Origin of the sequence: Streptomyces boluensis (genome assembly GCF_009908195.1) — a bacterium.
GTDB lineage: Bacteria > Actinomycetota > Actinomycetes > Streptomycetales > Streptomycetaceae > Streptomyces > Streptomyces boluensis.
The window spans coordinates 14794-38217 of the sequence record NZ_JAAAHS010000027.1 but is presented as its reverse complement, the minus strand read 5'-3'; the positions used below and the strand labels follow the sequence as shown (position 1 = coordinate 38217).

20 protein-coding genes are annotated in these 23424 nt (G+C 71.2%); 4 read left to right on the top strand and 16 right to left on the bottom strand.

Annotation, left to right across the window (positions count from 1 at the left end):
* Positions 1 to 376 precede the first annotated feature (376 nt).
* Complete coding sequence (locus GUY60_RS06355) at positions 377 to 901, top strand: universal stress protein (RefSeq protein WP_161694678.1); 525 nt, start codon at positions 377 to 379, stop codon at positions 899 to 901.
* 278 nt (positions 902 to 1179) lie between these two features.
* Here the strand turns inward: GUY60_RS06355 and glmS are convergent, their stop codons facing one another.
* Together glmS and GUY60_RS06345 are read right to left on the bottom strand one after the other, a co-directional pair.
* Complete coding sequence (glmS, locus tag GUY60_RS06350) at positions 1180 to 2997, bottom strand: glutamine--fructose-6-phosphate transaminase (isomerizing) (protein WP_161694676.1); 1818 nt, start codon at positions 2995 to 2997, stop codon at positions 1180 to 1182.
* A 15-nt stretch (positions 2998 to 3012) separates the two neighbouring features.
* Positions 3013 to 3270 (bottom strand): hypothetical protein, encoded by a 258-nt coding sequence (locus GUY60_RS06345; protein WP_161694681.1) that lies wholly within the window; start codon positions 3268 to 3270, stop codon positions 3013 to 3015.
* Between the two features lie 218 nt (positions 3271 to 3488).
* On the opposite strand from GUY60_RS06345, the gene GUY60_RS06340 reads away from it, so the two are divergent.
* Positions 3489 to 5096 carry a beta-N-acetylhexosaminidase gene (locus tag GUY60_RS06340; protein ID WP_161694674.1) on the top strand — a complete coding sequence of 536 codons (1608 nt, stop codon included), beginning with the start codon at positions 3489 to 3491 and terminating at the stop codon, positions 5094 to 5096.
* 101 nt (positions 5097 to 5197) lie between these two features.
* Here GUY60_RS06340 and GUY60_RS06335 read toward each other — a convergent pair whose 3' ends face one another.
* Together GUY60_RS06335 and GUY60_RS06330 are read right to left on the bottom strand one after the other, a co-directional pair.
* A complete protein-coding gene (locus GUY60_RS06335) occupies positions 5198 to 5554 on the bottom strand; it encodes a hypothetical protein (protein ID WP_161694672.1) in 357 nt (118 codons plus the stop codon).
* A gap of 62 nt (positions 5555 to 5616) precedes the next feature.
* Positions 5617 to 5907, bottom strand: a complete 291-nt coding sequence (locus GUY60_RS06330) for a hypothetical protein (protein WP_161694670.1) — start codon at positions 5905 to 5907, stop codon at positions 5617 to 5619.
* 266 nt (positions 5908 to 6173) lie between these two features.
* Between GUY60_RS06330 and GUY60_RS06325 the strand changes: the two genes are divergently transcribed.
* Together GUY60_RS06325 and GUY60_RS06320 are read left to right on the top strand one after the other, a co-directional pair.
* Entirely contained in the window at positions 6174 to 6428 is a 255-nt protein-coding gene (locus tag GUY60_RS06325; protein ID WP_161694668.1) for a ribbon-helix-helix domain-containing protein, read from the top strand.
* Positions 6425 to 6868: a PIN domain-containing protein gene (locus GUY60_RS06320; protein WP_161694666.1), complete on the top strand. Its 444-nt coding sequence runs from the start codon at positions 6425 to 6427 to the stop codon at positions 6866 to 6868. The genes GUY60_RS06325 and GUY60_RS06320 overlap by 4 nt, the downstream gene beginning before the upstream one ends.
* A 158-nt stretch (positions 6869 to 7026) precedes the next feature.
* Here the strand turns inward: GUY60_RS06320 and GUY60_RS06315 are convergent, their stop codons facing one another.
* From GUY60_RS06315 to GUY60_RS06265, 12 genes are all read right to left on the bottom strand, one after another.
* On the bottom strand, positions 7027 to 9093 hold the full coding sequence (locus tag GUY60_RS06315; RefSeq protein WP_161694664.1) for an iron ABC transporter permease: 2067 nt from the start codon (positions 9091 to 9093) through the stop codon (positions 7027 to 7029).
* A 16-nt stretch (positions 9094 to 9109) separates the two neighbouring features.
* Positions 9110 to 10093: an ABC transporter substrate-binding protein gene (locus GUY60_RS06310; RefSeq protein WP_161694662.1), complete on the bottom strand. Its 984-nt coding sequence runs from the start codon at positions 10091 to 10093 to the stop codon at positions 9110 to 9112.
* A 32-nt stretch (positions 10094 to 10125) separates the two neighbouring features.
* Complete coding sequence (locus GUY60_RS06305) at positions 10126 to 10938, bottom strand: ABC transporter ATP-binding protein (protein WP_161694660.1); 813 nt, start codon at positions 10936 to 10938, stop codon at positions 10126 to 10128.
* Entirely contained in the window at positions 10938 to 12710 is a 1773-nt protein-coding gene (locus GUY60_RS06300; protein WP_312866201.1) for an IucA/IucC family protein, read from the bottom strand. The genes GUY60_RS06305 and GUY60_RS06300 overlap by 1 nt, the downstream gene beginning before the upstream one ends.
* Positions 12613 to 13887 carry an MFS transporter gene (locus GUY60_RS39670; RefSeq protein ID WP_312866200.1) on the bottom strand — a complete coding sequence of 425 codons (1275 nt, stop codon included), beginning with the start codon at positions 13885 to 13887 and terminating at the stop codon, positions 12613 to 12615. Before GUY60_RS39670 ends, GUY60_RS06300 begins: the two co-directional genes overlap by 98 nt.
* Positions 13884 to 14438 carry a GNAT family N-acetyltransferase gene (locus GUY60_RS06295; protein ID WP_161694658.1) on the bottom strand — a complete coding sequence of 185 codons (555 nt, stop codon included), beginning with the start codon at positions 14436 to 14438 and terminating at the stop codon, positions 13884 to 13886. The genes GUY60_RS39670 and GUY60_RS06295 overlap by 4 nt, the downstream gene beginning before the upstream one ends.
* On the bottom strand, positions 14435 to 16165 hold the full coding sequence (locus GUY60_RS06290) for an IucA/IucC family protein (protein WP_161694657.1): 1731 nt from the start codon (positions 16163 to 16165) through the stop codon (positions 14435 to 14437). The genes GUY60_RS06295 and GUY60_RS06290 overlap by 4 nt, the downstream gene beginning before the upstream one ends.
* 84 nt (positions 16166 to 16249) lie before the next feature.
* Positions 16250 to 17650 carry a lysine N(6)-hydroxylase/L-ornithine N(5)-oxygenase family protein gene (locus GUY60_RS06285; RefSeq protein WP_161694656.1) on the bottom strand — a complete coding sequence of 467 codons (1401 nt, stop codon included), beginning with the start codon at positions 17648 to 17650 and terminating at the stop codon, positions 16250 to 16252.
* Positions 17647 to 19242 (bottom strand): pyridoxal phosphate-dependent decarboxylase family protein, encoded by a 1596-nt coding sequence (locus GUY60_RS06280; protein ID WP_161694655.1) that lies wholly within the window; start codon positions 19240 to 19242, stop codon positions 17647 to 17649. Before GUY60_RS06280 ends, GUY60_RS06285 begins: the two co-directional genes overlap by 4 nt.
* Complete coding sequence (locus GUY60_RS06275) at positions 19239 to 20627, bottom strand: diaminobutyrate--2-oxoglutarate transaminase family protein (RefSeq protein ID WP_161694654.1); 1389 nt, start codon at positions 20625 to 20627, stop codon at positions 19239 to 19241. The genes GUY60_RS06280 and GUY60_RS06275 overlap by 4 nt, the downstream gene beginning before the upstream one ends.
* On the bottom strand, positions 20624 to 21940 hold the full coding sequence (locus tag GUY60_RS06270; protein ID WP_161694652.1) for a lysine N(6)-hydroxylase/L-ornithine N(5)-oxygenase family protein: 1317 nt from the start codon (positions 21938 to 21940) through the stop codon (positions 20624 to 20626). Before GUY60_RS06270 ends, GUY60_RS06275 begins: the two co-directional genes overlap by 4 nt.
* Positions 21924 to 23384, bottom strand: a complete 1461-nt coding sequence (locus tag GUY60_RS06265; protein ID WP_161694650.1) for a pyridoxal phosphate-dependent decarboxylase family protein — start codon at positions 23382 to 23384, stop codon at positions 21924 to 21926. Before GUY60_RS06265 ends, GUY60_RS06270 begins: the two co-directional genes overlap by 17 nt.
* Between the last annotated feature and the right edge of the window lie 40 nt (positions 23385 to 23424).

Below are 23424 nucleotides of genomic sequence, written 5' to 3'. Positions count from 1 at the left end.
GAGTGCTCCTGGGGCTGGGGGTCCACGCGTTCAACGCGCGGTGAGCGCCCAGGTCACTGGGGTGCGCGGGCCAGAACGGGCTGGTCCGCGCGTTGCGGCGAGATGGCAGGCATACCTCGCCGAAGTGCGGGTAACGGCTGGGAGGCAGAAGCCTGTACAGGGCAGCCACCGTTGCGATACGGGGCGGGCTCGTGCATGCTCCCGGGGAACGTGGCGGGTGGCCGCTGCGGGACCTGGGCAGGAGAGGAGTGTCGCCGTACCCTTGGGGGTATGGGGTTGGGAAGATGTTTCCCGGTCACACGCTCCTCACCGTGCGCCACACCTGCCCGAGAAATTCGTCCCTCTCACCGAGGACTTCCCTTCAGTCGAGACACCGATGGCCGGTCACGAATTCCCTGAACCCGCGGACCGCAAGCGGCAGGTCGCCGAACCGGCGACGCCCCCGCTCGCGGAACCTCAACCGCGCCAGTCCTGCGATCCAGCGTTCCGGCACGGCGTCGTCGTCGGCTTCGACGGCTCCATGTCCAGCGAGCGCGCTCTCGCGTACGCGATCGGGATGGCCAGCCGCTCCGGCTCGGGCCTGATCATCGTCCATGTCGCCAACCGGCTGCCCACCACGGTGTGGGCCGGCTGTGAGCCGCCGGTCTTCGTCGACGTACCCGATCACCGCACCGAGGTGCTCGGACTCGAACTGGCCTGTGCGGAGTACCTGTCCGAGGTGCCCTGGATCCTGGTCGAGCGCGGTGGCGACATCTGCCACGAACTCGAAGAGGTCGGCAGGGAGTACGAGGCGGACGCGATCGTCGTCGGCTCCACGCACGGCATCGTCGGCCGGATCTTCGGCTCGGTGGCGGGTCGGCTCGCCCGCCGGGCGCAGCGCCCCGTGATCGTCATTCCGTAGCGCCGCCCCGCCCAACTCACCTGTCTCATAGGCGAGTTGGCGTCGAGGTCGACAAATCTACTCACGCGTAGAGGTGCTTTGCGCCCTTGTGAAGGGTAGATATGTCACGCAACGCACCCACGTGTCGAGCTGCCCGCCGGAGCGTGACGGCCACCGGCCGGGGCAGCGCCGATGGCCGGGGTAATGGGCGACCCCGGCCGCCCGAAAGAACGACCCCCTGTGTGCTCGGTGGCACGCACAGGGGGTCGTTCGCGTTCGTACGGGTGCTGCGGCGGTGACTACTCGACCGTCACGGACTTGGCCAGGTTGCGCGGCTTGTCGATGTCCCGGCCGAGGCTCAACGCCGTGTGGTAGGCGAGGAGTTGGAGCGGGATGCCCATCAGGATCGGGTCCAGCTCCGGCTCGTTCTTCGGCACCAGGACGGTGTGGTCGGCCTTCTCCTGCTCCTGGTGCGCGACCGCGAGGATCCGGCCGCTGCGGGCCTTGATCTCCTCGAGGGCGGCGCGGTTCTTCTCCAGGAGGTCGTCGTCCGGGACGATCGCGACCGTCGGCAGCGCGGGCTCGATCAGGGCGAGCGGGCCGTGCTTCAACTCCGAGGCGGGGTACGCCTCGGCGTGGATGTACGAGATCTCCTTGAGCTTCAGGGAGGCCTCGAGGGCGACCGGGTAGCCGCGCACCCGGCCGATGAACATCATCGACTTGGCCTCCGCGTACTGCTCGGCGAGCTTCTTGATGTCGCCCTCGGTCTCCAGGATCTCGGAGATCTGCTCGGGCAGCTTGCGCAGGCCCTCGATGATCCGCTTGCCGTCGGAGACGGACAGGTCGCGGATGCGGCCCAGGTGCAGGGCGAGCAGCGCGAAGGCGACCACCGTGTTGGTGAAGCACTTCGTGGAGACCACGCAGACCTCGGGGCCCGCGTGCACGTACACGCCGCCGTCGGCCTCGCGGGCGATGGCCGAGCCGACCACGTTGACCACGCCGAGGACGCGGGCGCCCTTGCGCTTGAGCTCCTGCACGGCGGCGAGCACGTCGTACGTCTCGCCGGACTGGGAGACCGCGATGTACAGGGTGTCGGGGTCGACCACCGGGTTGCGGTAGCGGAACTCCGAGGCGGGCTCGGCGTCGGCGGGGATGCGGGCCAGGGACTCGATCAGGCCCGCGCCGATCAGGCCGGCGTGGTAGCTCGTACCGCAGCCGAGGATCTTGATGCGGCGGATGGTGCGGGCCTCGCGGGCGTCCAGGTTCAGGCCGCCGAGGTGCACGGTGGAGAACCGGTCGTCGATGCGGCCGCGCAGGACGCGGTCCACGGCGTCCGGCTGCTCGCTGATCTCCTTGTGCATGTACGTGTCGTGGCCGCCCATGTCGTACGACTCGGCCTCCCACTCCACGGTGGTGGGCTCGGCGGTCGTGCGGGTGCCGGACGTGGTGTACGTACGGAAGTCGTCGGCCTTGATCGTGGCCATCTCGCCGTCGTCGAGGGTGACGACCTGGCGGGTGTGGGAGACGAGTGCGGCGACGTCGGAGGCGACGAACATCTCCTTCTCGCCGATGCCGAGGACGACCGGGGAGCCGTTGCGGGCCACGACGATGCGGTCGTTGAAGTCCGCGTGCATGACGGCGACGCCGTACGTGCCCTCGATCTGCTTGAGGGACTGGCGGACCTTCTCCTCGAGGGTGTCCGCGTCGTTGCGGGCGATGAGGTGGGTGAGGACCTCGGTGTCCGTCTCGGAGAGGAACTCGACGCCCTCGGCGGTGAGTTTGGCGCGCAGGTCGGAGGCGTTGTCGATGATGCCGTTGTGGACGATGGCGACCTTGCCGTCGGCGTCCATGTGCGGGTGCGCGTTCTCGTCGGAGGGGGCGCCGTGGGTGGCCCAGCGGGTGTGGGCGATGCCGGTGGTGCCGGTGAAGCGCTTGGGTACGCGGGCCTCCAGGTCCCGGACCCGGCCCTTGGCCTTGACCATCTTCAGGCCGCCCGACTTCGGGCTGCTGACGACGACGCCGGCCGAGTCGTAGCCGCGGTACTCCAGGCGCTGCAGGCCTTCGAGCAGGAGAGGGGCCACGTCACGCTTGCCGATGTATCCGACGATTCCGCACATATGTGTCTGTTTCCCCTAGCCGTAGACGAGGCGGCGCAGCTGCCGGAGCGATAGCTCGGGCGGCGCGACCGCGCGGTACCGCAGATCCGTGGAGATCTGCTCGAAGATGGCCGCGTTCACCAGGCCCTGACCCTGGAGTTCGCGGTGCCGGCGACGGACGAACTGCTCGGTCGTCTCGTCGAAGTACGCGAGGACGTCCTGGACCACCCGCAGGGCCTCGCCCCGCTGGAGCGGGGTGCTGCGGGTCAGGTGGTCGATGAGGTCGTCGTGCACCTGGACGATCCTGGAGTACGAGGGATCCGATCGCAAGAATCCTGCCCGATTTCGGGCAAGGTCGTGTCGTTTCGCGGAGGGGAGCCTCGGAGGGGTCCCTCGGTGCGGTCCCTCGAAATTGGTCTACACCCTTGACCCTGGAGGGGGTGCGCGGTACCCATGGGGGTCGTTCTTGCCCACAGGTACGCAGCCCCTCGAAGGGACCGCCAGTGACGCCCGTGAGACCGCACAGGACAACTCCCCGTCTGTTAGGCGCACTTCTCCTCGTCGCCGCCGCCGGGATCTCCACCCTCGCGGCGGCCCCGCACAGCGCGGCCGCGCCCGCAGGACCCACCCCGCTCGGTCAGGTGGTCCCCGCCCCATCGAAGGTCGAGGCCGGCGGGGCCCCGTACGAGATCGGCGCGGGGACCCGGATCCGGGTCGAGGAGGACTCGCGGGCCGTGCGGGCGGTCGGTGAGCAGCTCGCCGGGATGCTGCGGCCCGCGACCGGGCTGAGCCTTCCGGTCACGGACGACGCGGGGCGGGACGGCATCCGGCTCCGGCTCTCCGGCGGGGCGAAGGAGCTGGGGGCCGAGGGGTACCGGCTCCAGTCCGGTTCCGGGGCCGTGACGATCACCGCGCACAAGGCGGCCGGACTCTTCCGCGGGGTGCAGACGCTGCGCCAGCAGTTGCCGCCGGATGTGGAGAAGCGCAGCCGGCAGGCCGGGCCCTGGCTGGTCGCGGGCGGGGCCATCGAGGACACGCCGCGCTATGAGTACCGGGGCGCGATGCTCGACGTGTCGCGGCACTTCTTCACCGTGGAGCAGGTGAAGCGGTACATCGACCAGATGGCGATGTACAAGATCAACAAGCTGCATCTGCACCTCAGTGACGACCAGGGCTGGCGCATCGCCATCGACTCCTGGCCGAACCTCGCCAAGCACGGCGGCTCCACGCAGGTCGGCGGCGGGCCCGGCGGCTTCTACACCAAGGAGCAGTACAAGGAGATCGTGGCCTACGCGTCCGAGCGCTTCCTCGAGGTGATCCCGGAGATCGACATGCCGGGCCACACCAATGCCGCGCTCTCCTCGTACGCCGAACTCAACTGCGACGGCGTCGCGCCGCCCCTCTACACCGGCACCGAGGTGGGCTTCAGCTCGCTGTGCGCGCCGAAGGAGGTCACGTACGACTTCGTGGACGACGTGATCCGGGAGATCGCCGAGCTGACGCCGGGGCGCTACATCCACATCGGCGGGGACGAGGCGCACTCGACCAGCCATGAGGACTACGTGGCGTTCATGGAGCGGGTCCAGCCGGTGGTCGCCAAGTACGGGAAGACGGTGCTGGGTTGGCACCAGCTGACCGGTGCGAAGCCGGCTGCCGGGGCGGTCGCGCAGTACTGGGGCTACGACAAGACCGGCCAGGCCGAGCGGGACCAGGTCGTGAACGCCGCGAAGAACGGCACGAAGCTGGTGCTGTCCCCGGCGGACCGGGCGTACCTCGACATGAAGTACGACGCGCAGACGCCTCTCGGTCTCGCCTGGGCGGGGTACGTCGAGGTGGACCGGTCCTACGACTGGGACCCGGGGGCCTATCTGCAGGGCGCGCCGGAGGAGTCGGTCCTCGGGGTCGAGGCGCCGCTGTGGTCCGAGACGATCTCGACGTCCGAGCACATCGAGTACATGGCGTTCCCGCGGCTGCCCGGGATCGCGGAGCTGGGCTGGTCCCCGGCTTCCACCCACGACTGGGACACGTACAAGGTGCGGCTCGCGGGGCAGGGGCCTCGGTGGGACGCGCTCGGGATGAACTATTACCGGTCGCCGTTGGTGCCTTGGGCTGAGCGGTAGTTGTAGCTGCCCTGTCTTTCTCTGTCCGTGACGCGGCCTGGCTGTTCCCGACGATCGGGAACAGCCAGGCACGCCCGGGAGGTCACACGGTGTCACCGCGCCTACAGCATGTCGCCCGGAGCCGTGGTGGGGATCGGAGCCTTGGGAGGGATCGGAATCGGGGGACGGTTCGGCGGGGTGCGGCGCTCCACGATCGTCGTGACCGTCGGCGTATCGCCCGCCTTATTGCAGGCGATGATCGTGGTCACTTTCCTGCCGCCGGCGATGGCGACCGTCTCGTCGGAACCGCCCTTGGTGCACTTGCCGGTGTTCGTGTCCGCTTTCGGCTGGGGCTTGGTCTTGTCCTGCACGATGCCGGTGGGCTCCGCGGCCTGTGCGGTCGCGGCGGGTACGGCGAAGCCGGCTGCGGCCACCGCGAGAACGGGCAGCGCCAGGGCCAGTCGACGGGTCGGGTTCATGAGTACTCCTTGAGAGGAAAATCGAGGATGGGAGGGGTGGGAGGAGCGGGGTGCGGCGTGAGTCACTTCGGACTGCTCGACTTGGCCGCCGTGCACGTCGTCGTGGTGGAGATCACCGGGGTCTGGCCCTTCTCGCACTTGATGGTCGTCTTGACCGAGCAGCCACCCAGGGTCACCAGCGACGACGACGTCTCCGTGCTTGTACAGACCTGAGGCTTGGGTGTGGGCTTGGACTTGTCCTGCACGATGCCGGTGGGCTCCGCGGCCTGTGCGGTCGCGGCGGGCAGGGCTATGGCGGCGGCAGCCATCGCGAGGGCGGGCAGCGCCAGGGCCAGTCGACGGGTCGGATTCATCGGTGCTCCTTGGTAGTTCAGGGCTTGTGGTGGCGGTGTTGCGCCTAACGGGAGAATGTCGCGTTTCCGGCCGGTGTGACAGCCACGGTGTTTCGTGTCTTGACGGCGTGCTGACCAGGTGTTACGCGCAGCGAAACGGCGCCCGGGAGGCCTTCTCCCGGACGCCGGTGGCTTCTTCGAGGTTGCGGCCCTGCCGCTGTCAGCCCGTACGCCGACCCTGCCTCAGCGCACATACATCAATCTGGTACATGCGCTAACGTTGGTACATGTCCATGAAGCGAACCAACGTCTACGCCGACCCGGAAGACCTCGCCATCATCAAAGAGGCGGCCAAGCGTCGAGGTGTCAGTGAGGCCGAGATCATCCGCCAGGGCATCCACCTCGCGGCCATGGCCAACCGGGTCTGGGACGAGCCCCTCTTCTCGCGCACTTTTGAGGGGTCCGGTCGTACCCCCACCAAGGGTGACGTGCGCGATGCTGTCGCCGACGCTGTGGGTCGCGAGGCCGGCTCCGCAGCGTGATCATCGTCATCGCGGACACCTCCGGACTTGTGGCGGCGCTCGATTCGAGCCATCCCGAACACCGGTCGTCGAACGAAGCGATCATGGCGGCAGGCCTGTTGGTGATGTCTCCTCTGCTGCTCGCCGAGATCGACCATGTGGCCACCCGCGAGATCGGACGTGAAGCCGCGCTCAGCGCGGTCGACGACATTCGGCTCTGGATGCGCCGTGGCCGCGTCGTCGTACCCGAGATCACGGAGGACCACCTGGGGGTCGCCCAGTCCGTGCGTGCCCGCTACCGCGGTCTCGACCTGGATCTGGCGGACGCGGTGAATGTGGCCCTCGCCGCCGACTACGACACCGACGCGATCCTCACGCTCGACCGCCGCGATTTTCGTGCCGTGCGCCCGTTGGGCCGCCACAAGTCGTTCCGGGTGCTGCCCGACGACCTGCCGCTGTAAGTCGTCGGGGACGGGGCCGGGGGTACCCCCGGTGCCGTTCTCTTACAAGGCGCCCGGCACCGGGGGGTGTGCCCACCCTCCCCCAAGCTCTCGGCTTCGCTCGAGCAGGGGGGACCCCCATCGCCCCTGGCGGACCAGCTGCCCACACGGATGACGGATTACGAGCGCCGTCCCCGTCTCAACTGCCATACGAAGTACGGCGTTCCGATCAACGCGGCCAGCAGCCCTGACGGGATTTCCGCCGGGGCGATCAGGACCCGGCCTGCTATGTCCGCCGTCACCATCAGGGTCGCGCCCAGGACCGCCGCCGTGGGGAGCAGGCGGTGGGTTCGGGAGCCGGTGAGGATGCGGGCCGCGTGGGGGGCGACCAGGCCGACGAAGGCGACCGTGCCGACCACCGCGACCGCGCACGCCGCGAGGGCCACCGCAAGGGTGAGGACCGCGAGGCGGGTGCGCTCCAGAGGGACGCCGAGGGTGCGTGGGGTGTCCTCGCCGAGGGCCAGGAGGTCCATGCGGCGGAAGGAGAGCATGAGGAGGGGGATGCCGAGCGCGGCCACTACGGCCAGGAGTGACAGGTCCGTCGTGTCCCTCGCGTACGTCGAGCCCGACAGCCACGTCAGGGCCTGCGCCACCTGGAAACGGGCGCCCGCCACCAGGTAGTTGGTGGCCGCCGTGGTGAGCGCGAAGCAGCCGATGCCGACCAGGACCAGGCGTTCCGGCGCCACCGAACCCTTGCGGCGGGAGAGCCCGTACGTCAGCGCGAAGGCCGCCGTACCGCCGATCAGCGCCGCCACCGGGAGCATCGCGTACGGCACCGTCGGCAGGGCCACCAGGACCAGGGCCGCGCCGAAGCCCGCGCCGCCGCTGACGCCCATGACGGTGAGGTCGGCGAGCGGGTTGCGGGAGACGGTCTGGACGATGCCGCCCGCCACCGCGAGCAGCGCGCCCGCGAGCGCGGCCACCAACAGGCGCGGCAGGCGGTACTCCAGGACCACCGGGCCGAGGAGTTCGTCGCCGCCGCCGGTGAGGATGCGCGGGATCTGCGACCAGGGCACCGAGATGTCGCCGAGGACCAGACCCGCGTACACCAGGACGCAGAGGGCCAGGGTGCCCGCGGCGAGGACCGCGGGGAACGGCATGCGACGGCGGCCGGGGGCCAACACCGTTCCTGGCGCGGCCGGTTCGGCGGGGAGGCGGCGGGCCAGCCACAGGAAGACCGGGGCGCCGAAGAGGGCCGTGACGACACCCGCGGGGACCTCGTTGCCGGTCGGCGAGGTGACGCGGGCGAGCAGGTCGGCGGCGAGCAGCAGGGTCGCGCCCCACAGCATCGCCGCGGGCAGCAGCACCGCGTGCTTGCGGACGCCCGCGAACCGGACCAGGTGCGGGGCGGCCAGGCCGATGAAGCCGATCGGGCCCGTCACCGAGACCGCGATCGCCGCCATGAACACAGACAGCAGCACGGTCAGCACGCGCGTGCGGCCCACGTGGACGCCGAGCGCGCGGGCCGTCTCGTCGCCCGTGCCGAGGATGTCGAGGGAGCGGGACAGGAGCAGCCCGGCCAGCAACCCGGCGCCGAGCAGCGGGAGTACGGCGAGCGAGCGGTCGCTGTCGGCCACCGCGAGCGAGCCGTGGCCCCAGAAGAAGATCGCGCCGGTCTCCTCCTGGAAGAGCATGACGAGTACGGCCGTCACCGATGACAGGGCGAGGGTGACGGAGACGCCTGCCAGGACCAGGTGTGCGGGGCGGCCGCGGGCGCCGCCCGCGACCGTGTGCACGAGGGCCGCCGCGAGCAGACCGCCGACGAAGGCCACGCCGCCGCGCGGCAGATCGCCCAGGGACAGGCCGGTGATCGCCGCGACCGCCACCGCCAGATACGCGCCCGCCGTCACCCCGAGGGTGTCGGGGGCGGCCAGCGGGTTGCGTACGGAGGACTGCAGGAGCGCGCCGGACAGGGCGAAGGCCGCGCCGGCCGCGAGGCCCGCGAGCGTGCGCGGGAGGCGGCCGCCGAGCAGCACGGACCGGGTGTCCGCGTCCCCGCCGCCGAACAGCAGCCGGACCAGGTCGAACAGGCCGGTGTCGCTGCGGCCGTGGCCGAGGTGGAGCGCGGCCACCAGGAGCAGGGCGACGACACCGCCCAGGACGACCGCGACCGGTCCGGACAGCGAGCGCGCTGTCCGGACCGGGGCGGCAACGTCCACGGGCTTCTCAGGAGCTGTGGAGGTCATCGAGTGGGGATTCGGGTCAGTCGGTCAGGGCCGTGGCGAGCTCGTCGGCCGCCTGGGCCGTCGAGTAGGGGCCGCCGAAGAACCAGGTGCCCGGGTCGAGGGCGTGCACGCGGTCCTTCTTCACGAAGTCCAGGCTTTTCCACAGGGCGTTCTTGGGCAGGGACTTGGCGAACACGTCGTCGTTCTTCGCGGCGACATAGGCGAGCGAGGACTTCTCGACCGGCTTGAGGCCCTCGACGTCGACCTTGCTCATGCCGTACGCGTCGGCCTTGCCGTTCCAGCCGTTCTCCAGGCCGAGCTTGGGCAGCAGGGCGCCGGGGATGGTGGAGCCGGTGAGGATCTCCACGGTGGCGGCGCCGTCGGTGGTGTAGCCGCGGGCGACGGTGACCTTCTCGCCGTCCTTGCCCTCCTCGCCGATCTTCTTCTTGGCCGCGGCGATCTTCCCGTCGAGGTCCTTCAGCGCCTTGTCCGCCGCGTCCTCCTTGCCGGTGGCGGTGCCGAGGGTCTTCAGCGTCGTCCGCATCTCCTCGAACTCGCTGTCCGTGGCGTACGGGTCGAACATCAGCGTCGGCGCGATCTCGCTGAGCTGCTTGTAGTTGGCCTCGGAGCGGATCTTCGACGTGACGATCAGGTCCGGCTTCAGCGCCTTGATCGACTCCAGGCTGGGGGCCTGCCGGGTGCCGACGTCCTTGGTGGACTTCGCGAACCGGGGACCGGCCGTCACCCACTGGTCGTACTGCCCGATGTCGGCGACACCGGTCGGCTGCACGCCGAGGGCGAGGAGGTCCTCGGCGTACGTCCACTCCAGGGCGACGACCTTCTTCGCCGGGCCGTCCAGCTTCTGCTCGCCCTTGGTGTCCTTGACGGTGATCGAGCCGCTGCCGGAGCCGGCCTTCTCGGCGTCGCCGCCGCCCCCGGCCTGGTCGGCCGCGGAGCCGCAGGCGGAGGCGGTGAGGGCGAGGGCGGCCGTGGCCGCCAGGGCGGTGAGGGTTCTACGCATGGGTGCGATTCCTAGGGGAGAGGGTGAGCGGATTACGGTGCCGCGGGCGCGGGTTCGGGCTCGCGCCACGTCGGCAGACAGGTGGGGACACCTGTGTGGGGGTCCTGGGTGACGGTCGTGTCGATGCCGAACGCGGCCTTGATCGTGTCGACCGTCAGGGCCTCGGCGGGCGTGCCGCGGGCCACGATGCGGCCGTCGGCGAGCACCGCCATGGAGTCGGCGTACGCCGCGGCCTGGTTCAGTTCGTGCAGGACTACGGCGACCGTGATGCCGTGCTCGTCCGCCAACTTCCGTACCAGCCTGAGGACTTCGATCTGGTAGCGGATGTCGAGGAACGTCGTCGGCTCGTCGAGCAGCAGCAGCCCGGTGCGCTGGGCCAGGGCCATCGCGATCCAGGCGCGCTGCCGCTCGCCGCCGGACAGCTGGTCGAGGGGGCGGTCGGCGAGCGGGTGAAGCCGGGTCGCGTCCAGGGCCCAGCCGACGGCCTCCCGGTCCTCCTCGCTGGTGGAGCGGGCCAGGACGCCCTGGTGCGGGTGGCGGCCGTACGCGACCAGCTCCCGCACCGTGACGCCCGCCGGGATCAGCGGTGACTGGGTCAGGAAGCTGAGCTTGCGGGCCAGTTCACGCGGCTTGTACGCGTCCAGGTCCCGGCCGTCCAGGACGATCGCGCCGCTGTCCGGGGTGTGAAGGCGGGCCAGGGCGCGAAGCAGCGTGGACTTGCCCGAGCCGTTCGGGCCGACCAGGGCCGTGACCTCGCCCGGGGTGAGGGACAGGTCGATGTCCTGGGCGACCGGGTCGCCGCCGTGGCCGAGGGTCAGGCCCTTCGCGCTGATCTCGACGCTCATCAGGCCTGCTCCGCCAGGGGGTTGGGGACGGTGCCGTTGGGGCGCAGCGCGTGCCGCAGCGCGCGGTCGACGTACTTGGTGACGACGAGCCGGTCCGTGTTGAACGGGTAGCGCGGGAAGTCCTGGGCGAGCATGTCGTACTCCGCGAACCGGTCCGCCTTCGCGGGGAACTTCTTCTGGTACGCGACCACCGCGTCCCGCGCCAGCTGCCAGAACACCGCGTCCTCGACGCCCAGTTGGGCGGCGGCCAGCGGCGCCAGGTAGCGGAAGTGGCCGAGCAGCAGCTGGTCGACGACGTGCTGGCGGATGACGACCGGGTTCTTGCGGGGCAGCACGTGGTCGTAGCCGTCGGGCTCCGGGCCGCGCTCGGCGACCGGGGTGTGCGACACCGACACGTCGTCCACGAAGTCCTTCAGGAACAGCCGTACCGGGACGTCGTTCTCGTCGTACCCGATCAGGGTGTTCTGGCCGTGCGGGTTGAACGTGATGCCGTACGTGTACATCACGTGCAGCACCGGGTGCAGGACCGTGTCGAAGAGGCGGCGCAGCCAGTCCTCGGCGGACAGGCCGGAGGCGCGGGCGAGTTCGGCGGCGAAGGCGGTGCCGTGCTCGTCGACGTGCAGGAGCGAGGCGAAGGTGCGGACCCGCTCGTTCTCGTCCTTGCGGGACGACACCGAGGACCGCCAGATGCAGCCGAGGGCCTCCAGGTGCTGGTACGGCATGTCCGGGACGCGGTCCAGGTACGGGTGGCGCACCGTCACGGAGGCGATCTCGCCGAGGAACACCGTGCGCAGCTCGTCCCTGAGCACCGGGTCCTGGTCGAGCAGACCGGTCAGCCACTGGGTGGTGACGGGGGCGCCCTGGGTGCAGTGCGGCGGGATGCCGCGCCAGATCAGGGTGTTGACGATCTTCAGCGGCAGCTTCACGTCGAAGCGGTCGCGCGCCGCCATGTTCGTCATCGTGCGGACGGACTGCTGCGGCAGGTACCCGTCCTTCGACGCGCCGAGCGGGATGATCCGGTCCTGCGCGACCTCGCCCGCGTACAGGACCTGCACCGCGTGGTCCCACTGCCAGGGGTGCACCGGCATCCACACGTACGCGTCCGGGTCGCAGCCGCGCGCCTCGACGACGGCACGGAAGTCCTGGATCTCCTCGGGGCTCAACTCGTGCTCGGTGACGGTGCGTTCGCTCAGTTCGGAGGTGCCGCGGAACTCGGCGAGGCCCCGGTGCACGGCGATCCACTGGAGCTGGACGAGCTGCTGCGACTCCGGTGCGTACGCCCGTACGTCGGAGGCCGAGAAACCGATCCGGCCCTTGTTGGCGACGAGCGTGGGGTGGCCGGTCATGTGCGCCTCAAGCTCGGCGTGGCCGAGCTCGCGCAGCTCGGCCGCGCTCGCGCCGCCGTGCTCGATCCGGGCGGCGTCCACGGCGAGCGTCGACGACAGCTCGGTGAGGTACATGCCGAGGGTCGGCGCGTCCGTGCCGATGGTGTCCGCGCAGTCCACCAGGAACTGCTGGGCGTCCCAGGCGGGCGTGGATATCTCGTTGCCGAGCAGACCGGCGGCGCCGCGCGTCACCGAGCCGCCCTCGGCCTGCCAGCCGCCGAGCGCCCCGCGGGTGGCGCTGAACACGTAGCTCACGCCGCTGTCCAGGTCGACCCGGTAGCGGCCCGGCTCAAGCTCGACGGGCTTGATCAGTTCCTCGAACGCGAACTCCGACAGGGTCTTGGCGAGCAGCCGACGGTTCGCCTCGCGCCAGGACTCCGGGGACACGGCGTGGAGTTCGGGGACGGGGTGCGTGCTCATGCGGGTGGTGCCTTTCGGTCGTTTCGGTCGGAGTGAGCAGGGCGAGCAGCGTGAGGAGGGCTGCGCCGGCGAGGAGGGGTGCGGTGAGGGTTGCTTTCGCGGCGAAGGTGGCGAGGAGGGGGGCCAGGAGTAGACCTGCGGTCTGGGCTGTGGCGATGAGGCTGTACGTATGGCCTCCGGCGGTTGCCAGGGTCCTGTGGTCGAGGGCTACCTGGCTCAAGCCGAGAGCGGCGCCGAAGCAGGTCCTTGCCGCGGCCAGGGAAACGGGCTCGGTGGTGGCCGCCTGCCAGGCGAGGGTGGCCGCGCCCAGGGCCAGGGCCGTGGGAAGGAGGGCGCTCCCGAGCCTGGCCCGCAGAGCCTTGGCTGCGGGAAGCACGGCCAATACGGCGAAGTGAGGGAGTACGAAGAGGGCGGCGGCCACTTGGGTGCTGGTGCCGTCTGCGGTGGCGTACTCGGTGAAGTACGGGCGTACGGCGTATACGGCGACCGCGTACGCCAGGACGAAGGCTGCGAGGTGGGCCACCTTGGACTTGTCCATCTGCGCACCCGGCACCGGGGGTTGTGCCCACCCTCCCCCAGCTACCGCCGGGGGTGCCCCCAGCCCTGCGGAACGCCTGCCCACAACAGTTACGAGGGCTAGAAGCCCAAGTTCCGCCACCGCAAGCAGTGGCAGGGCCGCCTGCGGGTTCGGGACTGTGATGATCACCGTGCCCAGTAGCGTTGCCGCGATCGATGCCGCGTGCAGGACCGCCACGTACTGGAGTACCCCGGGGAACAGGCCCCCCTTGTGGCTGCGGGCGATTGATGGGTACGCGAGCAGGACCACCGACTTTGCCGCGATGAGGAGGACTGAGAGGGCCGTGAACGTCGCGAAGTTCGGGGCCAGGGCCAGGGATGCCGCGAGGAGTACCGCCGCGCCCTGGCCCGCCGTGACGAGGCGGGGCAGGGCGTGGCGGCGGGTCGCGCGGCCCCAGAGAGGGAGCGATGCGATCGCCGCTAGCTGGCAGACCGTCAAGAAGCCGCCCGTAGCGCCGAGTTCGCGCACCCCGAACGCCTCGCGGAACAGTTTCGGGTAGAACGGCGCGAGGGCGGACTGCGTGGCCATGTGCAGGCCCGCCGCGCACAGCAGTACCCCGCGGTTCACTTGCTGCGCTCGCGGACCATGAACGCGGCCCGCTTGTCCGGCAGATCGAGCTCGCGGACCTTGCGGAACCCGGCACGTTCGAAGGCCCGCACCGAGCGGACGTTGCGTACGTCGGGCTCGGCCACGACCCGTTCCGCGTACGGCTGGACGGAGAGCTGCCAGTCCGAGACGGCGCGGAGCAGGCGGGCGCCGAGGCCGCGGCCCCGGTAGTCCGAGGGGCCGAGGAGGAGGTGGACGCCCGCGTCGCGGGGCTTGGCCGCGTAGTGCGCGGCGAGCGGGTCGAGGTCGGCGCGGTACAGCTCCCAGTAGCTCATCGGCGTACCGTCGATGCAGCCCAGGTAGGGGGTCGAGTGGGCGCTGGCGCGCTGCTCGCGGAGGTAGGCCTCGATCTGCTGCTCGGGCAGCGGCATCTCCCAGAAGCGGGCCACCTCCGGGTCGTTCATCCAGGCGTGCACGGCGGCCAGGTCGCCGACCGGGTCGACGGAGCGCAGCGTGAACACGCCCTCGTCGAGGTCGGACCGCAGCGGTGTGGTGGAAGAAGGCGTCGTCATCGGGCCGCTCCTGCCAGGGGGTTGACGAGATCCACGTATACCGACTGGGCCTCAAGGGGGCCCGTCAGCTCGTCCATGCCGTGGACGCGGGTCAGCAGGTTGGCCTTGCAGCGCAGCGTCTCGGCGGTGCGCAGCGTGGTGGCCAGGCGCAGCCGGTCGCCGTGCTCGGCGGCGAGCTTGCCGAGCGCGTCCACGGCGCGGCGAAGCAGCGTCTCCTCGTCCGCGAGGCCCTGCGAGCCGAGGGCGCCGACCAGGCCGAGCATGTTGTTGATGCCGACGTAGTAGGCGAGCCGCTCGTCGATGACCTCGTCGTCGACGTATGTGCCCAGGTCGCGGCCCACCTCCGGGAGCCAGCCGTAGAGGGCGGGGGAGCGGGTGGGCGAGAAGTAGTAGCCCTGGTTGTCGCGGTAGCGGCCGCCGACGGGCCAGCCGTCCTCGTCCAGGACGACCAGGGTGTTCTGCTGGTGCGCCTCCAGGCCCAGGCCGTACGTGGCGTAGAGCCACAGGACCGGGGTGACGACGGTCTGGAGGTAGCGGGTGAACCACTCGTCGGCCACGTCGGGCACGGGGCGTCCGGTGCGTTCCGCGAGGGCGTGGACGAGGGCCGAAATATGCGAGGGCGCGTCCTCGCCCAGGTCGGGCCGGGGCGCGACCAGACCCGCCGCGCACACCGCCGGTACGGAGTCGGGGCCCGCCGGGAACGGGTTGTCGCGGACCACCACGTCCAGGCCCGTCGGGGAGCCGTCCGGGGCGTCGACCGCGATCCACGCCGGGTCCCGCACGATGTCGAAGCCGGGGTGCGCGGCGCGCAGCGTCTCACCGAGTCCCGCCGTCAGGAGGCGGTCGATGGCGGTGCCGCGCTCCAGCTCGACCCGCATGTTCTCGCGGCGCGAGTTGGTGATGCGCAGGCCCAGCGAGAACTTCAGCATCACCGGGGCGTCGGCGCGGTACACGGTGCGCACCGAGGAGGTCGGGGACCAGGCGGCGCCCGCAGGGCCGAGGTCGTGCAGGAGTCCGGCGTCGAGCAGGGCGCGTACGCCCGGCCGGGACACGATGTCGGCGGCCTGCCACGGGTGGGCCGGCACCAGGACCGTACCGGCGGGCGCGGTCACCGAGTCGTCGGCGAGCTCGGCCATCAGGCCCTCGGCGGTGCGGCCGGGGAGCGCCGAGTCGGAGCTGACCACGGACGGGTCGGCGGCGAACCAGTGCAGTGCGAACGCGCCCCGCAACTCCGGTGAGTACGCAGTGAGTTCGGCGTCCGTGAGGGCCTCGCGGCTCTTGGGCGTGGGGTGCAGCGGGTGCCCGGTGATCAGGGCCTGCTCGGCGGCGAGGAACGCGGTGGTGCCCTCCGGGTCGGCCGGGGCCTCGGCCCGCCGGGCGATGAACTCGGCGGTACGGCGCGTGGAGTCGGCGACCCGCGCCGTCAGGTCGGCGACCGCGGCCGGGTCCGTCGCGGCCGTCTCGACCGCGATCAGGGCGGCGAGCGCCGAGGCGGCGAGCGGAGTGCCGGTGCCCTGCACGCGGGCGGGGCCGAAGCGGTGCCAGCCGACCGGCGACCAGTACCGGACGGGGGCCTCGACGCTGATACCGGAGGCGGGCAGACGGACCGTAAGGAGGTCGTCCGCCGGGCGGGGGAGCCCGGTCTCGCGGATCCAGCAGCGCAGCAGGTTCTCGGTGGCGGCGTCGTCGGCGGCGGTGTCCGCGGCGACCGGCGGCGAGCTGCTCATGGGGGTTCTCTTTCTCTCCGCGGCCGGTCCGACGGCCGCGGTGGGTGCGACGGTCAGACGGCCAATGAATAACTTAGGTAAGGCTTACCTGGTGCGCAAGCCCTGGTGTCCGGTCTCCTGCGCGGCATCCTGTGCGGGCACAGTCCCGGCCGGGGCCAGGCCGAACGTGGTGAACGCGGTCCGCTCCGGCAGCGGGTAGGCGGCGCCCCCCGTAAGGGAGTTGAGGATCACCGCCGAGCGCCAGGCGGCCAGGCCCAGATCGGGCGCGCCCACCCCGTGCGTGTGCCGCTCCGCGTTCTGCACGAACACCGAGCCGTCCACCTGCTCGTCGAGGACGAGCCGGTACCGCTCGTCGATGTCGGGCCGGCCCGAACCGTCCCGCGACAGATGCGGGAGCAGCGGCTCGATCAGCCCGTCCACGGAACGCTCCGCGTACCCCGTGGCGGCCACCACGGCGTCCGTCAACAGCCGTCCACCGGCGCCCTGTTGGGCATGGCTCAGGCTCAGCTCGATCCGCTCCCCGCTGCGTACCGCCGCGTCCACGGCCACTCCGGGGGTGAGCGTGGCGTCCGGCCAGCCGCCGTCCAGGGTGCGGCGGTACAGCTCGTCGTGGATCTCGCCGAGCGTGTCCCCGCTGACGCCCTTGTGCAACTGCCACTGCCGGGGCATCAGTTGATCGCGTACGGGCTCGGCCAGGCCGTGGAAGTAGCGCGTGTAGTCCGGGGTGAACTGTTCGAGCCCCAGCTTGCTGTACTCCATCGGCGCGAACGCCTCCGTGCGGGCCAGCCACGTCAGGCCCTCGGCTCCCTGCGGGCGCTGCCGCAGCAGGTCGAGGAAGACCTCCGCGCCAGACTGGCCCGAGCCGACCACCGTGACGTGCCCGGCGGCGAGCAACTCGTCCCGCCTGCCCAGGTATTCGGCCGAGTGCCAGACCGGTACGGCGGGGTCGTCGGCGAGTTCCCGCAGCGCCTGCGGCACGCTCGGGGCGGTGCCCACGCCGAGGGCCAGATGGCGGGCGAAGTAGCGGCCCACGCCCTCGGCGCCGCCGTCCTCGTCGAGCCGGGTGAAGCCCACCTCGAAGGCGGCACGCGCGGCGTCCCAGCGGACCGTGTCCACCTGGTGCCCGAACCGGCAGGAGGCCAACTGCCCGCTCACCCAGCGGCAGTACGCGTCGTACTCCTCCCGCTGGATGTGGAACTTCTCCGCGAAGTAGAACGGGAAGAGACGCTCCCGGGTCTTGATGTAGTTCAGGAACGACCAGGGGCTGGTCGGCTCCACGAGGCTCACCAGGTCGGCGAGGAACGGGACTTGCAGGGTGGCGCCCTCGATCAGCAGACCCGGGTGCCAGTGGAAGGCGGTGCGCTGTTCCAGGAACGCGGTACGCAGCCCCGGCACCCCGTCCGCGAGCGCGGCGAGCGACAGGTTGAAGGGGCCGATGCCCACTCCGACCAGGTCGAAGGTCTCTTCGTCGGGTGCGGTGCTCACTGGGGGACTCCCTGGGGGTTCTCGGTGCTTCCGGTGGCCGGTGGGTGCGGGATGCCGCGCTCGCCGCCGCTCTCGGTACGGCTCGGGGTGCCGCGCTCGGTACGGCTCGCGGTGCCGCCCTCGGCGACGCCGCTCTCCTCGGCCGCGCAGTCGGCGACCAGTTTGAGCAGCCCCGTCAGGTCGGCGGCGCCCGAACGGGGGTGCAGCAGGGTGGCCTTCAGCCACAACTTCCGCTCCCCGTCGGCGTCTTCGGCGACGGCCCGGCCGACCACGCCGCGGCCCTCGTCGAGCAGCCGCCGCCGTACCGCCGCGACCAGCGCGTCCCCCTCGGCGGCGGGCAGCGCGTCGGCGGCGCGCGGGCGGAACAGGACGGTGCTGATGCCCGGCTCGCCGGGGCGGGCCCGCAGCTCCGGGTGGGCCTCGACCGCCCGCGTGAACTCCTCGGCCGTCGTCACACAGTGCTCGACCAGCGCGCCGAGCCCCTGCCGCCCGAGCGCCCGCAGCGTGACCGCGATCTTCAGCGCGTCCGGCCGGCGCGAGGTGCGGATGGACCGGCCGAGCAGATCGGGCAGCCCCGCCTCGGTGTCGTCGTCCGCGTTCAAGTAGTCGGCCTGGAACGAGAGATGGTCCACGTCACGGGCGTCCCGTACGGCCAGGACCCCGGCCGCCACCGGCTGCCAGCCCAGCTTGTGCAGGTCGAACGTGACCGACGCGGCCCGCTCGATCCCCGCGAGCCGGGGCGCGAGCCGGTCGCTGAACAGCAGCGGACCGCCGTACGCCGCGTCCACGTGCAGGGCGGCGCCGCGCTCCTCGGCGATGTCGGCGAGCTCGGGCAGCGGGTCGATCAGACCCTCGTCCGTGGTGCCCGCCGTGGCGACGACCAGGACCGGCATGCCCGCGTACGCGTCGAGCACCCGCGCGAGCGCCGCGGGCACCATCCGGCCCTCCCGGCACTCCACGACCGCCGGGGTCGGCAGGCCCAGCATCCAGGCGGCGCGGACCACGCTGTGGTGCGCGTTCGCCCCGCACACCACCTGTACGGTGCGCTCCCCGGCGGCCCGCGCCCGCTCCCGGGCGAGCAGCAGCGCCACCAGGTTGGACTCGGTGCCGCCACTGGTGATCAGCGCGTCCGGTGGCGACTCGTCCGGAGTGTCCGTACGGCCCGGATACACCAGCTCCGCAAGGGACTTGGTGACCTCGGCCTCGACGACGCCCGCCGCCGGTGCCTGGTCCCAGGAGTCCATCGACGGGTTCAGCGCCGACGCCGCGAGGTCGGCGGCCGCTGCGACGGCCAGCGGCGCGCAGTGCAGATGCGCCACGCAGTGCGGATCGGACGGATCGGCGGCGCCCCGCGCCACGGACCGTACGACATCCCGCAGCGCGGCCTCCGCCCCGATACCGGTCGGGGGAAGCACGGGCGTGAGGTGCGCCCGTACGTCGGCGGCGACCGTGTCCGGGCCGCCCGCGGGCAGCGGACCACCGCGGTCCACGGCGCCGTCGGCGAGCGCCGTGAGCACGGTGTCGGTCAACTTCCGCAGCGCGGCGGGCCCTTGGGTGCCGCCCGCGACGCTGCTCGGGTCCACGCCGCTCACCGGTCACGCTCCGCGGCGCGCAGGGCGGCGGCGAGCCGCTCCAGGACCGAGTCGAGCTCGGCGTCCGTGACGACAAGGGGCGGCAGCAGCCTGAGCACACTGTCCGAGCGGCCGCCCAGTTCGAGCATCAGGCCCTGGTCCAGGCAGGCCGCGCGCAGCGCACGCGCGAACGCCGGGTCGGCGGGGCGCGAGCCGAGGTGGTCCGGCGCGGCGTCCGGGTCGACCAGCTCCACACCGTTCATCAGCCCACGCCCGCGTACGTCGCCCAACCTCGCATGTTCATCGGCGAGTTGACGCAGACCGAGCCGGAGTCGTTCCCCGAGCTTCGCGGCACGTTCGGGCAGCTGCTGTTCGGCGACGGTGCGCAGGGTGACCCGGCCCGCGGTCATGGCGAGGGTGTTGCCGCGGAACGTGCCGGTGTGGTCGCCGGGCAGCCACTGGTCGAGCTCGGGCCGGTAGGCGATGACCGCGAGCGGCAGCCCGCCGCCGACGGCCTTGGACATCACGAGTACGTCGGGCGTGACCCCGGCCCGCTCGCAGGCCCAGAAGTGTCCGGTACGGCCCACTCCGGTCTGCACCTCGTCGACGATCAGGACGATGCCGTGCTCCTCGGTGATCCGGCGGATCTCGCGCAGCCACGTGTCCGGTCCCTCGATCACCCCGCCCTCGCCCTGGACGACCTCCAGGATGACGGCGGCCGGCTTCGCCACGCCGCTGCTCGGGTCGGTGAGGAAGCTCTCCAGGAGGCGGGCGGAGAGCTCCCCGGACTGCGGTGCGCCCACGCCGAACGGGCAGCGGTAGGCGTACGGGAACGGGATCCGGGTCACCGGCACGGCGTCCGCGCCGACCGTGGCGCGCATCCGCGCGGGCCCGGACACGGCGGACGCGCCGAGCGTCATGCCGTGGTACGCGCCGCTGAACGCCACCACCGAGCGCCGCCCGGTCGCCGTCTGCGCCAGCTTCAGGGCGGCCTCGACGGCATCGGTGCCGGCCGGACCGCAGAAGTGCAGCCGCGCCGCGTCCCGCAGCGTGCCGGGCAGCCGGGACAGCAACTCCTCGCTGAACGCGTCCTTCTGCGGCGTGATCAGGTCGAGCGCGTGCAGCGGGACCCCGGAGTCCAGGTCGCCGCGGAGCGCCGCGACGACCTCGGGGTGGTTGTGGCCGAGCGCGAGGGTGCCCGCGCCGGACAGGCAGTCGAGGTACGTGCGGCCGTCCGCGCCCGTCACCTGCGCGCCGAGCGCGCGCACCGGTGCGACCGGCAGCGTACGGGCGTAGGTACGGGCGGCGGACTCGCGCCGCTCCTGGCGGCTGAGCAGCTGGTCGAGCAGCTCGGGCGAGGCGGCGGCGGTGGGGTCGGTTACCTCGGGTGGGGTGTCGAGGCTCATGAGACGGTGCCCTTCGGTGCCGCGAACTCCTGGAAGGCGATGGCCTTCTCGACCGGGTAGGCCTCCCGGCCCAGGAGCTCGGCGATGATGTACGAGTTGCGGTAGGCGCCCATGCCCAGGTCGGGGCTGGTGATGGAGTGGGTGTGCGCCCCGGCGTTCTGCAGGAACACACCGCGCCCGGTGGTGTCGATGCTGTAGTTCCTGGCCACGTCGAAGCGGCCGTGGCCGTCGAAGACCAGCCGCTCACGTATCGGGTCGAGGAACTCCGGCACCCGGTAGCGGTAGCCGGTGGCGAGGATCAGGCCGTCGGTGCGCAGCGCGAACTCCTCGCCCTGCTCCTCCTGCCGGAGCCCGAGCAGATACGCGCCGTCCTCGTACGCCGCCGAGGTGAGCGCCGTGTTGGTCATCAGGCGGGTCGGCACCGGCCCCTTGACGTTCTTCTCGTAGAGCAGGTCGAAGATCGCGTCGACGAGATCCCCGTCGATGCCCTTGAACAGGCCCTTCTGGCTGCCCTCCAGGCGGTAGCGGGTCTCCTCGGGCAGCGAGCGGAAGTAGTCGATGTACTCCGGGGAGGTCATCTCCAGGGTCAGCTTGGTGTATTCGAGCGGGAAGAACCGGGGCGAGCGGGTGACCCAGTTGAGCCGGTAGCCGTATGTGTCGATCTCGCTCAGCAGGTCGAGGTAGATCTCCGCGGCGCTCTGCCCGCTGCCGACGAGGGTGATCGACTCCTTGGCCTGCAGCTCCTGCTTGCTCTGTACGTAACGGGAGTTGTGGATGAAGTCACCGCCGAGGTCCGCGCACGCCTCCGGGATGTGCGGCGGGGTGCCGGTGCCGAGCACGAGGTGCCGGGTCCGGAACGTGTCCCTGGCGGCGGTCGTCACCGTGTACAGCTCGGCCCCGCTGTCGTACGTGACCTCGGTGACCGTCGTACTGAAGCGCACGGAGGTCAGCTGGTCGGCGGCCCACCGGCAGTAGTCGTTGTACTCGGTGCGCAGCGGATAGAAGTTCTCCCGGATGTAGAAGGAGTACAACCGCCCTGATTCCTTCAGGTACTTGAGGAAGGAGTACGGCGAGGTCGGGTCGGCGAGCGTGACCAGGTCCGACATGAACGGCGTCTGCAGATGCGCGCCCTCCAGGAACATCCCGGAGTGCCAGTCGAAGTCCGGCTTGGCGTCGAGGAACAGGGCGTTCAGCTCGTCGAGCGGCTCGGTCAGGCAGGCCAGACCCAGGTTGAACGGGCCGAGACCGATACCGATCAGGTCGTACGGCTCATTGGTCTCACGAGGACCGGAGTGGTCACGAGGCTCGGACAAGGGAGTCTCCCAGGTACTGCTCGGCGTGGCCCGCGATCAGATCGAGGACTGCGGCGATGTCGGCGGTGGTCGTCTCGGGGTTGAGCAGGGTGAACTTCAGGTAGTGCCGTCCGCCCGCCTTCGTACCGGCGACGATCGCGTCCCCGGAGGCGAACAGGGCTTTACGCGCATGGAGGTTGGCGCGGTCCATCTCGGCCGGGTCCGTGACGCGCTCCGGTATGTAGCGGAAGACCAGCGTGGACAGCTGCGGCTCCACCACCACGTCGAAGCGCGGGTCGAGGGCGAGCAGCCGCCAGCCGTCCGAGGCGAGTTCACAGACCTCGTCGAAGAGGGCGCCGATCCCCTCGGCGCCGAGCACCCGCAGCGTCATCCAGAGCTTCAGGGCGTCGAAGCGGCGGGTGGTCTGCAGGGACTTGTCGACCTGGTTGGGGATCCGCTCCTCGACGGTGCGCCGCGGATTGAGGTAGTCCGCGTGGTACGTGGCGTGCCGCAGCGTCGTCCGGTCGCGGACCAGGAGCGCGGAGGAACTCACCGGCTGGAAGAAGGACTTGTGGTAGTCCACGGTGACCGAGTCGGCCCGCTCGATGCCGTCGAGCAGATGACGGTTCTTCAGCGACACGAGCAGCCCGCAGCCGTAGGCGGCGTCCACGTGCAGCCAGGTGTCGTGCCGCGCGGCCAGCTCGGCGATCTCCGGCAGCGGGTCGATCGAGCCGAAGTCGGTGGTGCCCGCGGTGGCCACGATCGCCATCGGCGTGAAGCCCTCGCGGACACACTTCTCCAGCTCGTGGGCGAGGGACACGGTCCGCATCCGCTTGTTGCGGTCGCAGGGCACGGAGACCACGGCCTCGGCGGACAGGCCGAGGAGCTTGGCCGACTTCTGCACGCTGAAGTGGCTCGCCTCGGAGGCGAACACCCGCAGCTTCGACAGGTCTTCGGCGGACTTGGACTCCTCCCGGGCAAGGAGCAGCGCCTCCAGGTTGGACTGGGTGCCGCCACTGGTGAACACCCCGTCGGCGGCCGGGCCGAGTCCGACGCGCCCCGCGGTCCAGTCGATCAGGCGGCGCTCGATGAGGGTGGCGCCGGCGGACTGGTCCCAGGTGTCGAGCGAGGAGTTGACGGCGCTGAGGACGGCCTCGCCGAGCACGGCGGGGATGACGACGGGGCAGTTGAGGTGGGCGAGGTAGCGCGGGTGGTGGAAGTAGACGGCGTCGCGCAGATAGGTCTCTTCGAGCTCGTCGAGAGCGGCGGACGCGTCGTGCAGTGGGCGGTCCAGATCCACGGCGTCGACGGTGGGGGCGAGCCGGTCCGGCGTGATCCCGGTGAACGGGCCTTCGACGGCGGCGAGTCGAGCGGCGACACGGTCGGCGCCTTCGGCGATGCAGCGGCGGTAGGCCTCCGCGTTCAGGCCGTTGAGCAGATGAGACCTGGGCGCGAGGAGACTCATGAACGGTCCTCCCAAAAGGGGACGTTGGGCCGTACCCATG